Source organism: Kaistia granuli DSM 23481 (assembly GCF_000380505.1).
In the GTDB taxonomy this organism is placed as follows: domain Bacteria; phylum Pseudomonadota; class Alphaproteobacteria; order Rhizobiales; family Kaistiaceae; genus Kaistia; species Kaistia granuli.
Genome location: NZ_AQYH01000008.1, coordinates 465,506 through 480,017 on the forward strand (window position 1 = coordinate 465,506; position 14,512 = coordinate 480,017).

Genomic DNA, 14,512 nt, shown 5'->3' on the forward strand with positions numbered 1-14,512 from the left:
CATGACCATGAGCAAGATGCGCATCGAGGGGTCGTTCGTCGCCCTGATCACGCCTTTCAACGAGGACGGCACGGTCGACTACAAGGCGTTCGAGGACCTGCTGAAGTTCCAGGAGGACAACGGCACTTCGGCCGTACTGATCCTCGGCTCGACCGGCGAGATCTCGATGCTTAGCCTGGAGGAGCGCCGCGACATCATCGCGAAGACGGCGAAGATGAAGACCGGCGGCATGAAGCTGTTCTATGGCTGCACCGGTGGCGACACCAAGGCCTCGATCGACCTGGTCCGCTTTGCCAAGGGCGAAGGCGCCGACGGCGCCATCCTCGCCGCCCCGGCCTATATCTGCGCCTCCGAGGCCGACATCGAGCAGTATTTCCTCGATATCGCCGAGTCGACGGAACTGCCGATGGGCATCTACAACAACCCGCCGCGCGTGAAGACCGACCTTGGCCACGAGGCGCTGCTCCGCCTGTTCAAGCATCCGAACTTCGTCGTGCACAAGGAATCGACCGGCCGCGTCGGCCAAGTAGCGCAGGTCATCGCCGGGCAGCCCGATGTCACGGTGATGTGCTGCGATTCACCCAATCTCGGCCTCGTCGTGCCGACCATGGCGCTGGGCGGCCACGGCACCGCCAATATGACCGGCAATCTGGCGCCGGCCGAGATGGCGGCGCTGTCGAAGCCGTGGACGGCCGACACCGATGCGCGCGCCTTCCGCGAAAACTACCTGCGTCTGCTGCCGCTGCTGCACTACACCTATTCGGCCATCAATCCGGTCGCGGTGAAGTCGCTGATGAAGGCCGTCGGCCTGCCGGCCGGCGATCTCCGCCGCCCGCTCACCGCCCTCAAGGGACCGGCGCTCGATAGCGGCGTCGAGATCATGCGGAAGCTCGGCCTGCTCGACCAGTACGGCCTCGGCTCGGCGTCCAAGATCGCCGCCGAGTAGCAGGCCCCGGCCTTGAATCGAAAGGGCAGCGGCGCCTGGCGCCGCTGCCCTTTTTCATGCGCCATTCCGGAAAGTCTCAGGCGGCGGCCTCGATCTCTGGCTGCGCCAGCACCGTGACCGGCGCCGCCTCCAGTTCGTGCCGCACCACTTCGACCAAGCAGGTCTGGGCGCTCGGCCCCTGGCCGAGCCGCGACGTGCCGATATCCTTGGTGAGCGCGTTCGGATTGCCGTGGTTCTCAATCCAGCCGCCCTTGCCGTCAGGGATCGGATCGAAGGTCGCGCCGGTCGGCAGGCAGACAACGCCCGGCATGATCTTGTCCGAGATCCGGAGGCCGGCGAGGCTGACGCCGCGGTCGTTGAAGATGCGCACGACATCGCCCTCGACAAGCCCGCGCGCGGCGGCGTCGGCCGGGCTCATGATCAGGCCCGCCCGGTCGCGCACCTTGTTGCGACGGCTCGGCTCGCTCGCATCCATCTGGCCGTGCAGCTTGTCCTCCGGCTGGTTGGAGATCATGTGCAGCGGATAACGCTCCGCCAGCTCCGAGCCCAGCCATTCGGACGGCGCGCGCCAGACCGGCATGCCGGGGCACTCGTCATAGCCGAAGCCGGCGACCGTCTCGGAAAAGATCTCGACCTTGCCGGACGGCGTGCGCAGCGGATGGGCGGCGGGATCGTCGCGGAACTGACGGTAGAGCGTGAAAGTGCTGACCGGATCCGGAATGCGGACGTGACCGGCTTCCCAGAACGTCTCGAAGTCAGGCGGATTGACGCCGCGCTTGGCCATCGCCGTCGAGAAGCGATCATAGAGGATGCGCAGCCATTCCGCCTCGCCGCGGTTCTCGTGGAATTTGGCGCCCTCGCCCATCCTGTCGGCGACGGCGCTGAAGATGGCGAAATCGTCGCGCGCCTCGCCGACCGGCTCGATCGCCTTGTGCATGGCGAAGAGATAGGGATCGCGCGACGAGCCGCCGATGTCGTTGCGCTCGAGCGGCGTCGTCGCCGGCAGCACGATGTCGGCATGGCGGGCCGTGGCCGTCCACCACGGCTCGTGCACGATGATCGTCTCCGGCCGCTGGAACGCCTCGCGCAGCCGGAACAGGTCCTGGTGGTGGTGGAACGGATTGCCGCCGGCCCAATAGACCAGCTTGATGTCCGGATAGGGGAAGGTCCTGCCGTCGAACTCGCAGGGCGTACCCGGCATCAGCAGCAGATCGGCGATGCGGGCGACCGGAATCTTCAGCTCGCCCGGAACCTTCGGCACTTCCATGCCGGCGACCGGCAGGTCGTAGAGCGGATTGCCCATGCCGTTCATCGAGCCATAGCCGAAGGCGACGCCGCCGCCCGGCCGGCCGATCTGGCCGAGCATCGCCGCCAGCGCGACCAGCCCCCAATAGGGCTGCTCGCCATGCTCGGCGCGCTGCAGCGACCAGGCGGCGCTCAGCATGACGCGGCGGTCGAACAGGCTCTCGGCGAAAGCGGTGATGGTCTCGACGGAAAGGCCGGTGATGGGCGCTGCCCAGGCCGGATCCTTGACGACGCCATCCTCGGTGCCCTGCAGATAGCCGAGGAAGCGGTCGAAGCCGACGCAATGCCGGGTGACGAAATCCATGTCCGTCTTGCCGCGGGCATGCACGAGCCAGGCCGTCGCCAGGATCAGAGCCATGTCGGTGCCGGGGCGGATCTGGATCCATTCGGCGTCCAGCACATCAGCCGTGTCGGAGCGCAGCGGCGAGATGTTGGTGAAGCGGATACCGCTTTGCGCCGCCTTCTCCATCCATTCGCCATAGGGGTGCAGACCGCCGCCGCCGGACTGGATCTTCCAGTTCTTGCCGGCGATGCCGCCGATGGCGACGAAGCGCTCGCAGTTTTCGAGGATCGCGGGCCAATCGGTGACAGGACCGGCCACCGCCGCCATGTCGCCCAGCACATGCGGCAGCAGCCGCATCGCCGCGCCATAGCTGTAATTGGTGACCTGGCCTGTGCAGCCGCCGATCGACGCCAGGAAGCGGTGCACCAGCGTGCGGGCGTGGTGGAAGCGGCCGGCGCTCGACCAGCCATAGGAGCCGCCGAAGATAGAGGCATTGCCGTGCTGGCTGCGGACGCGGTGCAATTCGCGCGACACCAGATCGAGCGCCTCGTCCCAGGGAACCTCGACGAAGCTGTCATCGCCGCGGCCGCTGCCGGTATGCGGCAGGCCGCGACCGACGGTCTCCAGCCAGCCGCGCCGGATCGACGGGCGCTGGACGCGATTGTCGGCATAGACCATCTCGGGCCAGGCATCGATCAGGTCGTTCGGCTGCTTGTCCTCGGCGAAGGGCGAGACCCGAACCAGCCGGCCATCCTCCACATGCGCCGTGAACGCGCCCCAATGGGCCAGGGATTGGAACGAACGGCTGGTGGTCATGGTCTGCCCTCTGAACGGATCGGTCGCCGGGACGAAGGTGGGGCCCGTTCGGCTCGCCCGGGGGGCAGGCGGCGCGAGGGCCCGCGCCAAAGTCCTCAAGGGTCGGAACATCGCGGTCGCCGCCCCTTCTGGCAAGGGGCAACCGTTTCAAAATGCGGCGTCTGTCGGGTCGATCCGGCCGACTTCCCCCTTTGCCGAGGGATCCAGTTTGCTAGCGCGGCGAAAATGCCGGCGCGCGGAAGCCGGCGGCGATGAAGGCGACCAGCTGGCGGATAATGTCCTCATTGTCGAGGCCGGCATGCTGGATCGCCAGATCCGGCAGGTCGCGCGCCGCCGGATCGAGATCGCCCAGGATCTGCATGATCGAGCCGCGGGCGAAATCATAGCGCAAGGCGAGCTCGGACCGCGTCAGCCCCGGCAATGCCGGGCCGAGAGCGGCGAGGAAGGCGCGGTGGATGCGATCAAACTGGTCGGCGAGGATGGTATTGGTCAGCGGTTGCGGCAAGGCGCGGACCTGCAGGATCAGCCGGATCGGCGAGCGACCGCCGGAATCGTCGAGGCTGTTCACCACCATCGGCCGCACCAGTGCCTCGACGAGATCCTCGAGCGGAACCGGTCGGTCGCCATGCTCCGCCACCAGCGATTCGAGCGACCGCAGGCGGTTCTCGTTGATCGGCCGCAGGCAGGTTTCCAGCACGGTGCGGGTCAGCTCTTCCTTCGAGCGGAAGTAGTAGTTGACCGCCGCGACATTGGCGCCCGCTTCCTCGGTGATCTCGCGCAACGTCGCGGAGGCGATGCCGCGATCGGCGAAGACGCGCAGCGCCGCCTTGATCAGCCTCTCGCGCGTGTCGGCCTCCCGGCCGGCCGTCCCTGTGCCTTCGATGGCTGCCAAGGCGCCAAGCCTCCCCTGCCGCGCCGCTTCGCGCTCAACCGGCGCCGAGACGCCCATCCGGCAACAGTAGCGCAATGGTCCCGGCTGGCCATGCCCGCCGCGAGAAGGAAGTCGGTCGCCCGCCCGTTTCGGCGGCCTTTGTCACCAGCATTTTCCAGGCCGCGCCGGAGGGCGCCTCATTCGGCCGGCTGAAACGCCGGGGCGGCCGAAGCCTTCCCGGTCAGGGCGCGAACCGCCTCCATCTGGCTCAGGAACACCCGCCCGGACAGCTGCGACAGGAAATCGGAACGATGCAGCCGGTCCATGACCGGGCCCTTCACTTCCGACAGGTTGAAACTGATGCCGGCATCCGCGAGCCGCCGGTTGATCTCGTAGAGGCTGTCGAGCGCGCTCGCGTCGATGGTGTTGACGGCCGGGCACATCAGGATCAGGTGCCTCACCTTCGGCCGCTCCGCCACCAGCTTCGAGATGCTGTCTTCCAGATAGCTGCAATTGCCGAAATAGAGGCTTTCGTCGACGCGCAGGCCGAGCACGCTGTCATCGGTGATGACGGCATGGCGCTCGACATTGCGGAAATGCTCGGTGCCGGGCATCTGGCCGACGATCGCCATATGCGGGCGGCTGGTGCGATAGAGATGCAGGACCAGCGACACGCCCACGCCGGTGACGACGCCGATCTCGACGCCCAAGATCCACGTCACCAGGATCGTCGCAGCGATGGCGATGAAATCCGGCCGCGAATAGGCGTAGACGCGCCGGATTGCGCCGATATCAACCAGCGACAGCACCGCGACGATGATGGTGGCGGCGAGCGTCGCCTGCGGCAGATGGGCGAGGAAGGGCGTCAGGAACAGGGTCACCAGCCCGATGCCGATGGCGGTGAAGAGCCCGGCCGCCGGAGTCTCGGCGCCGGCGTCGAAATTCACCACCGAGCGGGCGAAGCCGCCGGTGACCGGATAGCCCGAGGACAGGCCGGAGGCGAGATTGGCGACGCCGAGGCCGATCAGTTCCTGATTGGGCGAGATGCGCTGCCGCCGCTTCGCCGCCAGCGTCTGGGCGATCGAGATCGATTCGACGAAGCCGACAACGCTGAGCAGCAGCGCCGGACCGGCGAGCGTCGTCACTGTCGCCAGCGAGAGCTCCGGCAGCGCAAAGACGGGCAGGCCCTGCGGGATGGTACCGACCAGCTGCACCCCTCGCTCGCCGAGATCGAACAGCACGGCCGCCGCCGTGGTCACGACGATCGCCGCGATCGGCCCGAGCCGGACCAGAAGCTCCGCCAGCGACCGGCCGACGCCGAGACGCAGCAGCAGGCCCTTCAGGAAGGAACGCACGAAGATGAGAAAGGCGAGCACGCCGATGCCGACCGCGAGGGCATAGGGGTTGAACGTCGCCAACGACCCGATCAGGCCGGCGATCATGTCGGGCAGCGTGCTGCCGCCGGCGGAAACGCCGAGAATATGCTTGAGCTGGCTGAAGGCGATCAGGACGCCCGAGGCGGTGATGAAGCCCGAAATGACCGGCCGGCTCAGCAGGCCGGCCAGGAAGCCGAGCCGGAACACGCCCATCAGCACCAGGATGACGCCGGAAAGGAAGGCGAGCGCCACTGCCATGGCGAGATATTCGGGCGAGCCCGGCGCCGCGACCTGGCTGATCGCCGCCGCGGTCATCAGCGAGATGACGGCGACCGGCCCGACGGCCAGCGTCCGGCTGGTGCCGAACAGCATGTAGGCGACGAGCGGCAGCATCGACGCATAGAGGCCGACCTGCGGCGGCAGGCCGGCCAGCATTGCATAGGCGAGCGATTGCGGCACCAGCATCACGGTGACGATGACCGCCGCGATCAGGTCGCTCGTCAGCGTGACGCGGTTGTAGCGACGGCCCCAACCGAGGATCGGCAGATAGCGTTCAAGGGAAGTCACCGCATCGGGCCCGCGTTCTGGAGGAGGTGTCAGGCGGCGCGGCTCGATGCGCCTGGCTTGAACCTAGCGGTCGCCACGTCGGCCAGATAGGTGGCGGATGCGGAAGGGTCGCGGGCCAGGGCATCGACGGCCTGGATCAGGAAATCCGCCTTGGCGTCCTCCATCAGAAAGCTGAAGTTCAGCCGCACCCAGCCCGGCTTCTCGATCTCCTGGCCGGCGCCGAGGCTGGCGCGAATGGCGTCCGAGGCCGGCTGGTCGATGCCGAGCAGGCGATGCGCATAGGGGCCGGCGCAGGCGCAGCCGCCACGCGCCTGCACGCCGAAGCAATCGCTCAGCATCCGGGTGAATAGCTGGTGGTGGACGAATCCGCCCTCGCCGTCGAGCACGCGCATCGAGAAGATCGGCAGGCGCGCGCCCTTGTCGACGCCGAGCAGCCCTAGTCGCGGATTCTGTCGCCAGGTCGCCAGCGCGCGGGCGTTCAGCTCGGCATGGCGCCTGTCGAGAAAATCCTGGCCGACCGCTTCCTTGACGAGGAAGGCGAGCGCGGCGCGGATGTCGCCGACGACATTCGGCGTCCCCGCCTCCTCGCGGGCCGCGAGGTCCTTCACATAGTCATGCCCCCAGGGCGAGACGAACGACACCGTGCCGCCGCCCGGCCAGCTCGGCGCGGTGCGCGCCACGGCGGACTTGCGAACGACGAGGATGCCGGAGGCGCCGGGACCGCCGACGAACTTGTGCGGCGACAGCACGATGGCGTCCTTTTCGAGCCCTGCGCCCGGCGCCATGTCCATCGGCAGATAGGGACCGCCGCCGGCATAATCCCAGACGGCGAGCGCGCCATGCCGCTTCAGGATCGCCGTGACGGCGTCGCTGTCGGTCAGTATGCCGGTGACGTTCGACGCGGCCGAGAACGCGCCGATCCGCAGGCGGCGATCGCCGGTCTCGGCCAGAATTGCCTCCAGCTGCGCCAGGTCCGGGCCGCCGGCTGCCGCCTCGGCGATCTCAATCACCTCGGCGCCGCTCTCGCGCCAGGGCAGGATGTTGGAATGATGCTCATACGGGCCGACCAGCACCAGCGGCGCCTCGCCGCGCCGCGCCGCCTCGGCGACGCCGAACAGCGACACGAGCCGGTTGATGCCGGCGGTGGCGCCCGAGCCGGTGAAGATCACGGCGCAATCGCCATCGGCGCCGACCAGTCGCGCGATCGTGGCGCGGGCCTCGCGACGGAGGCGCGTCATGGCGCCACCGCAATAGGAAGCCTCGGTGTGGCTGTTGGCGTAATAGGGCAGCACTTCGTCCATCACGAAGCCCTCGACCTGCCGCAGCGCCCGCCCCGAGGCGACATAATCGGCATAGAGCAGCGGCTTCGGCCCGAACGGGCCCTCGATCATGCGGCCCTCGCCGATCAGCCCGCCGCGCAGCTCGCGCACCACGTCAGGACTTGCGAGGCCGGCGCGAAAGCGCTGCAGCGGGGTGGCGCTAGAGGTCTCGATCGTGTCGCTGATGGCATTCATGCCGATGCGCCTTCTGATGGATGCGGTTCGTCTCCGGGGGCGGGCCGGAGACGCTGGTGGATGCATCCTTTCAACTTCGCATCGCGGAAAATACACCGTTCAAATTGACTTACAGAGCAAAGTTCGATCATTTGATCGGATGAAGAAGCCAAAGTTCGATCATATGGACCTGCGAATTCTGCGTGCCTTGCAGAATGATTCATCGCTGTCGCAGCGCGAGCTCGCCGAAAAGGTGAACCTGTCGCAGAACGCCTGCTGGCGCCGGCTGCAGGCGATCCACCAGAGCGGCGTCATCCAGGGCTATTCCGTCCGGCTGAACCGCCTGGCCGTCGACATGAATGTCGTGGTCTTCGTCATGATCCGGACCCGCCACCACTCCAAGGCGTGGCTGGAAACCTTCCGCCAGCATGTGCAGTCGATGCCGGAAGTCGTCGATTTCTACCGGATCGGCGGCGATTACGACTACATGCTGAAGATCGTGACGCACGACCTCGCTTCCTATGACCGCTTCTACCAGCGCCTCATCGAGAAGGTCGAATTGGACACCGTCACCTCCTATTTCGCCATGGAGGCGATCGAGGAGCAGCGCCCCTTCCCGATCCGCGACGTCGGCGGCTAGTCCGACTTATTCCCGCGTGTGGATATCAATAGGCCCGCGCTCCGAATAACCCTGTCATTGCAAAGCCTTGCAGGGGCCGACTCTTCCCTCGCGCAGGCGCCAGTTGCCGTCGCGCGAGCCCGGCTGCACGCGCGACGTGTCACATTGATGAAATAGAACGTCCCCATGGTCCCGCCGAAATCGAAAGGACCTGGCCATGACGGCAACCGTTTCCATTGCCTCGATCGAGAAGAACTTCGGCGGCTCGCGCACGCTGAAAGGCGTCTCGCTGGAGATCGAGGCAGGCGAGTTCCTGACGCTGATCGGTCCGTCCGGCTGCGGAAAGTCCACGCTGCTGCGCATCATCGCCGGCCTGATCCCCCAGGATGGCGGCTCGATCGCCATTGATGGCCAGGTGGTCGACGACGCGCCGCCCAAGGCCCGCGACGTCGCCATGGTGTTCCAGAGCTACGCGCTCTATCCGCACATGACGGTGTTCGACAACATCGCGACGCCGCTCAAGGTGCGCCGGCTGCCGACATTGGCGCGGCTGCCCGTTCTCGGCCGCTGGATGCCCGGCCTCAAGGCGGCCCGCGCCGGCGTCGCCGAGGATGTCGGCAAGGTCGCGGCGCAGGTCGAGATCACCAGCCTGCTCGACCGCCGCCCGGCCCAGCTTTCCGGCGGCCAGCGCCAGCGCGTGGCGCTCGCCCGCGCCATGGTGCGGCAGCCCCGCGTCTTCCTGATGGACGAGCCGCTCTCCAACCTCGACGCCCGGCTGCGCGTGCACATGCGCGGCGAACTGGCGGAATTGCACCGCCGGCTCGGCGCCACCTTCATCTATGTCACGCACGACCAGGTCGAGGCGATGACGATGTCGACGCGCGTCGCCCTGATGATGGATGGCGAGATCGTCCAAGTCGCCCCGCCGGCCGAGCTCTACGCCAACCCTTCCGATATCCGCGTCGCCCGCTTCATCGGCAGCCCCGAGATCAACCTGTTCACGGCGCATGCCGGCCCCGATGGGCGGATCGCCCTCGGTGACGAGGCGACGCCGCTGCGGTGCGACGCGCGCGGCCCGGTCACCCTCGGATTACGACCGGAAGCGTTGCGGATCGCCGATCGCACCACGGCGCTGACCCTGAAGGCGCGGCTTCACCGGATCGAGAATCTCGGTCCCGACGCGCTGCTCCATCTTCGCCACGACCAGGGCGGCGACCAGCGCGCCACCCTGCGCCTACCGCTTGCGGAGATCGAGGCGCTGCGCCGAAGCGGTCGCCTCGACGCGCCTCTCACCATCGGCGCCGACGCCGACGCCGCGCTGCTGTTCGGCACAGACGGCAAGCGACTTGAGCTGCGCGCGACCGGCGCGGCCCGCAACGACGACCTGATCCTGCAGAGGGCAAGCTGATGTCGATCGCTCTCGCCGGCGCCGAGCATCAAGGCAGCGCGAAGCGCCGGCGGCGCCTCGGCGCGGAGATCGCGCCCGGCATCGCCTACTGGTTCGCCGCTCCCTCGATCGTCCTCTTGATCGTCACGCTCCTGCTGCCGATCATCGTGGTGTTCGCGCTCAGCTTCACCGACTACGAACTCGGCGCGCTCGGCATCTCGTTCCTCGGCCTCGACAACTACACCGCGCTGGCGAGCGACCCCACCTTCTGGCGCGGCTTCCGCAACACGCTCTACTACGTGGCCCTCGTCGTTCCGGGCTCGGTGCTGAGCGGCCTGCTGCTCGCCGTTCTGGTCAACGACCTCATCCGCGGCCGGCGCTTCTACCAGATCGCCTTCTTCCTGCCGGTGACCTCGACCCTGATCGCCATGGCGACGGTCTGGAAATACCTGCTGCACGGCCGCATCGGACCGGTCAACCACCTGCTGGCAGCGCTCGGCCTGCCGCAGTTCGAGTTCTTCGGCGATCCCGAGCTGATCATGCCGGCGCTGGCCGTCATCGGCATCTGGCAGCTGGCCGGCTTCAACATGGTGCTGTTCACCGCCGGGCTGACGGCGATCCCCGCCGACCTCTACGAGGCGGCGGCCGTCGATGGCATCGACCGACCGTGGGAGCGCTTCTTTACCGTGACGTTGCCCATGCTCGGGCCGACGACGATGTTCGTCATCATCACCTCGTCGATCACCGCCTTCAAGGTGTTCGACACGGTTGCCGTGCTGACGCGGGGCGGCCCCCAGGGGGCGAGCGACGTGCTGCTCTACACCACCTATCTCGAAGGCTTCCAGTATCTGCGCATGGGCTCGGCGGCGGCGATGACGATCGTCTTCCTCGCCATCATCCTCGTCCTGTCGCTGCTGCAGTCCCGGCTGCTCGACCGCAAGGTGCACTACTGATGACCGCCCTCCTGACCCGGCTGCGGCGGCAGGGCCTCGGCCCGCGCGACCTTGCGGTGCACGCCTTCCTGCTCGTCTTCGTCTTCATCACCCTGTTCCCGTTCTACTGGATGATCCTGACCTCGCTGCGCCCGGCGAGCGAAGTCTTCACGGCGCATTTCAGCTGGTGGCCGGAGACCTTTGTCGGCCTCGACAATTTCCGCGCCGCGCTGTCGCAGGCGCCGCTGCTGCGCTTCATGCTGAACGGCGTGCTGGTCTGCGCCGGCATCCTGATCGTCCAGCTGCTGACGGCCATCCCCTGCGCCTACGCCCTGGCGAAGTTCGAGTTTCGCGGCAAGGCACTGCTGTTCGCGCTGGTACTGTTCGCGCTCTGCGTGCCGATCCAGGTACCGGCGTTGCCGCTCTATGTGGCGCTCGCCTTCACCGGCACGCTCGACAGCTATTTCGCGCTGATGGTGCCGTTCTTCCTGTCGGTCTTCGCCATCTTCCTGTTCCGCCAGGTGTTCAAGTCGTTCCCGGACGACATCATCCACGCCGCCCGCCTCGACGGCATCGGCGAGGCGGAGATCCTCTGGCGCATCGTCGTGCCGAGCGCCGGCCCGGCCATCGCCGCCTTCGCGATCTTCTCGATCACGGCGCACTGGAACGATCTCTACTGGCCGCTGATCGTCATCACCAGCCCCGAGCTCGCGCCGCCGCCGCTCGGCATGATGTATTTCGCCGACAATGACAGCGGCACGACCTTCGGCGCGCTGATGGCGGCGGCGACCCTGCTGACCGCGCCCCTGATGATCATCTTCCTGTTCGCCCAGCGCCACTTCATCCGCGGCGTCACCATGACGGGCGTCAAGTGACCCGCGCAGCGGCCCCCTGCCCACTCCCTCTCCTCTTCCGAAACCCAACGGAGACTTCCATGAAGACCTTGCTTCGGACGGCGCTTCTCGGCGCGGTCATGGCCATGGGCGCCAGCGCCGCCCAGGCCGAGCCAGTCACGCTCGACGCCGTACATGCCTGGCCGGCGCACAACCCCTTCCATGAAGCGGTCGCGGCCGAATTCATGAAGCAGCACCCCGACATCATCATCAAGTTCCGCGCCTCGCCGCCGAGCTATGACGAAGGCCATCAGGCCCTGCTGCGCGGCGCCATCACCAACCAGCTGCCCGACATCTATTTCTCCGGCTTCCACCTTCTGCCCGAAGTCGTGCACAATCTCGGCAAGCGCGACCAGGTGCTAGCGCTCGACGGCTTCGTCGAGGCGGAAGGCGCCGACTGGCTCGCCGCCAATTACGACCCCGCCATGCTGAAGCTCGCCCAGGTCGACGGCAAGCAGTACGGCCTCGCCTTCAACGCCTCGACGCCGGTCGTCTTCTACAATGGCGATCTGGTCAAGCAGGCCGGCGGTGATCCCGACAAGTTCCCGACCGACTGGAACGAGATGATCGCGCTCGGCGCCAAGATCAAGGCGCTCGGCGACGGCGTCGACGGCATGGCCTATGACGTCCAGGCCTGGCCGGACGACTGGCTGTGGCGGGCCCTCATCACCCAGCAGGGGGCGCCGGTCATGAACGAGGACGGCGTGACGGTCGCCTTCGGCGGTCAGTCCGGCCTCGAGGCGCTCAAGCTCGCGCGCCGCTTCGTCACCGAGGGCGGCATGGAACTGCGCGATTTCGAGCAGTCCCGCCAGCAGTTCGCCGCCGGCAAGGTCGGCATCCTGTTCTCCTCGACCAATGGCGCGCGCGCCTTCACCGATCTGGTCGGCAATCGCTTCAACCTGCGCTCGGCGATCTATCCCGTGGCCGACAAGGTCAACGGCACCATCCCGACGGGCGGCAATGCCGGCATGATCCTGACCAAGGACGAGGCCAAGCAGAAGGCGGCTTGGGAATACATCAAGTTTGCCGCCGGCCCCGAGGGCCAGAAGATCGCCGTCCTCGGCTCGGGCTACATGCCGACCAACAAGGCGTCGCTGGCGCCGGAACTGCTCGGCAATTTCTACGTCCAGAACCCGAACTGGAAGACCAGCCTGAACCAGATCGACCGCGCCGCCGCCTGGGGTGGCTATCCCGGCAATAATGGCGTCAAGATCTGGCGCCAGCAGCGCGATATTATCGGTACGGTGATGCGGGGCGACCGGACGCCGGAAGACGGCCTGAAGACCATGGTCGAAGAGACCAACGCGCTCGCCGGCAAGTAATACAAGCCATCTGCGTGCTGCGCCGCGCCGGCAAAGCTGCCGACGCGGCGTCCAGCCCTGGAGACTCCATGATCGACCTCGTTATCTTCGATTGCGACGGCGTCCTCGTCGACAGCGAGATGCTCGCCGTCCGCGTGATGACCGAGCAGCTCGGCCTCTACGGCGTGTCCGTTTCGCCGGAGGAATTCCTCGCCGGCTTCGTCGGCCTCGACGAGCGCGCCTCGCACCGGCGCGTTCAGACGGAATACGGCGTCACGCTGCCTGACGATTTCAACGTCACGTCGGCGCGCGCCCTCGAAATCGCCTTTCGCGCCGAATTGCAAACGCTGCCCGGCGTCAAGGCGCTGATCGAGAAGCTCGCCGTGCCCTTCTGCGTCGGCTCCAACAGCAGCCATCCCCGCCTCGCCCTCACCTTCGAGACGACCGGGCTGGCGCCACTCCTCATCGGCCGTGTCTTCAGCGCCGACGATGTCGCGCACGGCAAGCCGGCGCCGGATCTGTTCCTGCGGGCGGCGAAGGCCATGGGCGTCGCGCCCGATCGCTGCCTCGTCATCGAGGACAGCGTCACCGGCGTGACCGCCGCGCGGGCCGCCGGCATGCGGGTGATCGGCTTCTGCGGCGCCTCGCATATCCGCGACGGCCACGAGGAGAAGCTCCGCGCGCTCGGTGTCGAAGCGATCGTCCGCTCGTACCAAGAGCTCGCCGCCTATCTGCCGCTCGTCGCCGAAGACGCGCTCCAGCCTTCCGCCTGATCCCCCTTTCGCCCTTCCGGGACCCTCCCCATGACCTCGCTTGCCCCCTTCTCGACCGTCGGCCGCTTCCTGCGCGGCAACATCCATACCCACACCACCCGCTCGGACGGTCTGCTGACCACCGAGCAGGTGATCGCGACCTATCGCGACGCCGGCTATGACTTCCTCGCCATCACCGACCATTTCCTCGCCGACTACGAATGGCCGCTGGTCGACACGCGCGCCTTCCGCGATGACAAGTTCACCACCCTGCTCGGGGCCGAACTGCACGCCCCGCGCACGGAGATGAGCGATATCTGGCATTTCGTCGCCGTCGGCCTGCCGCTCGACTTCGCTCCGGCGACGCCGGATGAGGACGGTCCGGCGCTGGCCCGCCGCGCCCGCGCCGCCGGCGCCTTTGTCGGCATCGCCCATCCGGCCTGGTACAGCCTGTCGCTCGCCGACGCCGAGACGCTCGACGCCGCCCATTCGGTCGAGATCTACAATCACGGCTGCCAGCTGATGCACGACAAGGGCGACGGCGCCTATCTGCTCGACGGCATGCTCGACAAGGGTCACCGACTGACCACCTATGCCTGCGACGACGCCCATTTCCGCTCGCCCGATTTCGGCGGCGGCTGGATCGAGCTGAAGGCCTCGGCCAACGAGCCGGACGCCATCCTGGAAGCACTGAAGCAGGGCCAGTTCTATTCGACCCAGGGCCCGCGCATCGACGACATCGCGATCTCGGGCGACAGCCTCACCGTCGCCTGCTCGCCGGCCAAGGGCGTGCTCGTCGTCGGCCAGGGCTATCTGATGAGCTTCCAGTTCGGCACCGGTCTGACCCGCGCGACGCTGCCGCTCGAGCCGCTGGCGAAAAGCCCGTGGTTCCGTGTCATCGTGATGGGCGAGGACGGCAAGCGCGCCTGGTCCAACCCGGTCTGGAAGGATACGCTGTAGGCTCTGGAAAC

General features: G+C 67.3%; 12 protein-coding genes. 8 read left to right on the forward strand and 4 right to left on the reverse strand.

Translation table 11 applies throughout. The annotated features are described in order from the left end of the window. The first annotated feature begins 7 nt into the window (after positions 1-7). A complete protein-coding gene (locus G342_RS0114595; RefSeq protein ID WP_026304452.1) occupies positions 8-946 on the forward strand; it encodes a 4-hydroxy-tetrahydrodipicolinate synthase family protein in 939 nt (312 codons plus the stop codon). A gap of 76 nt (positions 947-1,022) precedes the next feature. Here the strand turns inward: G342_RS0114595 and G342_RS0114600 are convergent, their stop codons facing one another. The 4 genes from G342_RS0114600 to G342_RS0114615 all read right to left on the reverse strand — a co-directional run bounded on the left by G342_RS0114600 (position 1,023) and on the right by G342_RS0114615 (position 7,678). Further along, a complete protein-coding gene (locus G342_RS0114600) occupies positions 1,023-3,350 on the reverse strand; it encodes a molybdopterin-dependent oxidoreductase (RefSeq protein ID WP_018183904.1) in 2,328 nt (775 codons plus the stop codon). A 211-nt stretch (positions 3,351-3,561) separates the two neighbouring features. Next, entirely contained in the window at positions 3,562-4,242 is a 681-nt protein-coding gene (locus tag G342_RS0114605) for a TetR/AcrR family transcriptional regulator (RefSeq protein WP_245557279.1), read from the reverse strand. Positions 4,243-4,418: 176 nt separating this feature from the next. Then, entirely contained in the window at positions 4,419-6,164 is a 1,746-nt protein-coding gene (locus G342_RS0114610) for a SulP family inorganic anion transporter (protein ID WP_018183906.1), read from the reverse strand. 29 nt (positions 6,165-6,193) lie between these two features. Next, a complete protein-coding gene (locus tag G342_RS0114615; protein WP_018183907.1) occupies positions 6,194-7,678 on the reverse strand; it encodes an aminotransferase class V-fold PLP-dependent enzyme in 1,485 nt (494 codons plus the stop codon). A gap of 139 nt (positions 7,679-7,817) precedes the next feature. Between G342_RS0114615 and G342_RS0114620 the strand changes: the two genes are divergently transcribed. The 7 genes from G342_RS0114620 to G342_RS0114650 all read left to right on the forward strand — a co-directional run bounded on the left by G342_RS0114620 (position 7,818) and on the right by G342_RS0114650 (position 14,501). After that, complete coding sequence (locus tag G342_RS0114620; protein ID WP_018183908.1) at positions 7,818-8,297, forward strand: Lrp/AsnC family transcriptional regulator; 480 nt, start codon at positions 7,818-7,820, stop codon at positions 8,295-8,297. A gap of 196 nt (positions 8,298-8,493) precedes the next feature. Beyond that, complete coding sequence (locus G342_RS0114625; RefSeq protein ID WP_018183909.1) at positions 8,494-9,684, forward strand: ABC transporter ATP-binding protein; 1,191 nt, start codon at positions 8,494-8,496, stop codon at positions 9,682-9,684. Beyond that, positions 9,684-10,616, forward strand: coding sequence for a carbohydrate ABC transporter permease (locus G342_RS0114630; protein ID WP_018183910.1), 933 nt, complete (start codon positions 9,684-9,686; stop codon positions 10,614-10,616). The genes G342_RS0114625 and G342_RS0114630 overlap by 1 nt, the downstream gene beginning before the upstream one ends. Next, complete coding sequence (locus G342_RS0114635) at positions 10,616-11,470, forward strand: carbohydrate ABC transporter permease (protein ID WP_018183911.1); 855 nt, start codon at positions 10,616-10,618, stop codon at positions 11,468-11,470. Before G342_RS0114630 ends, G342_RS0114635 begins: the two co-directional genes overlap by 1 nt. A 59-nt stretch (positions 11,471-11,529) precedes the next feature. Beyond that, positions 11,530-12,810 (forward strand): ABC transporter substrate-binding protein, encoded by a 1,281-nt coding sequence (locus G342_RS0114640; RefSeq protein ID WP_018183912.1) that lies wholly within the window; start codon positions 11,530-11,532, stop codon positions 12,808-12,810. A gap of 68 nt (positions 12,811-12,878) precedes the next feature. Then, entirely contained in the window at positions 12,879-13,562 is a 684-nt protein-coding gene (locus G342_RS24220) for an HAD family hydrolase (protein ID WP_018183913.1), read from the forward strand. 30 nt (positions 13,563-13,592) lie between these two features. After that, entirely contained in the window at positions 13,593-14,501 is a 909-nt protein-coding gene (locus G342_RS0114650) for a CehA/McbA family metallohydrolase (RefSeq protein WP_018183914.1), read from the forward strand. Positions 14,502-14,512 lie beyond the last annotated feature (11 nt).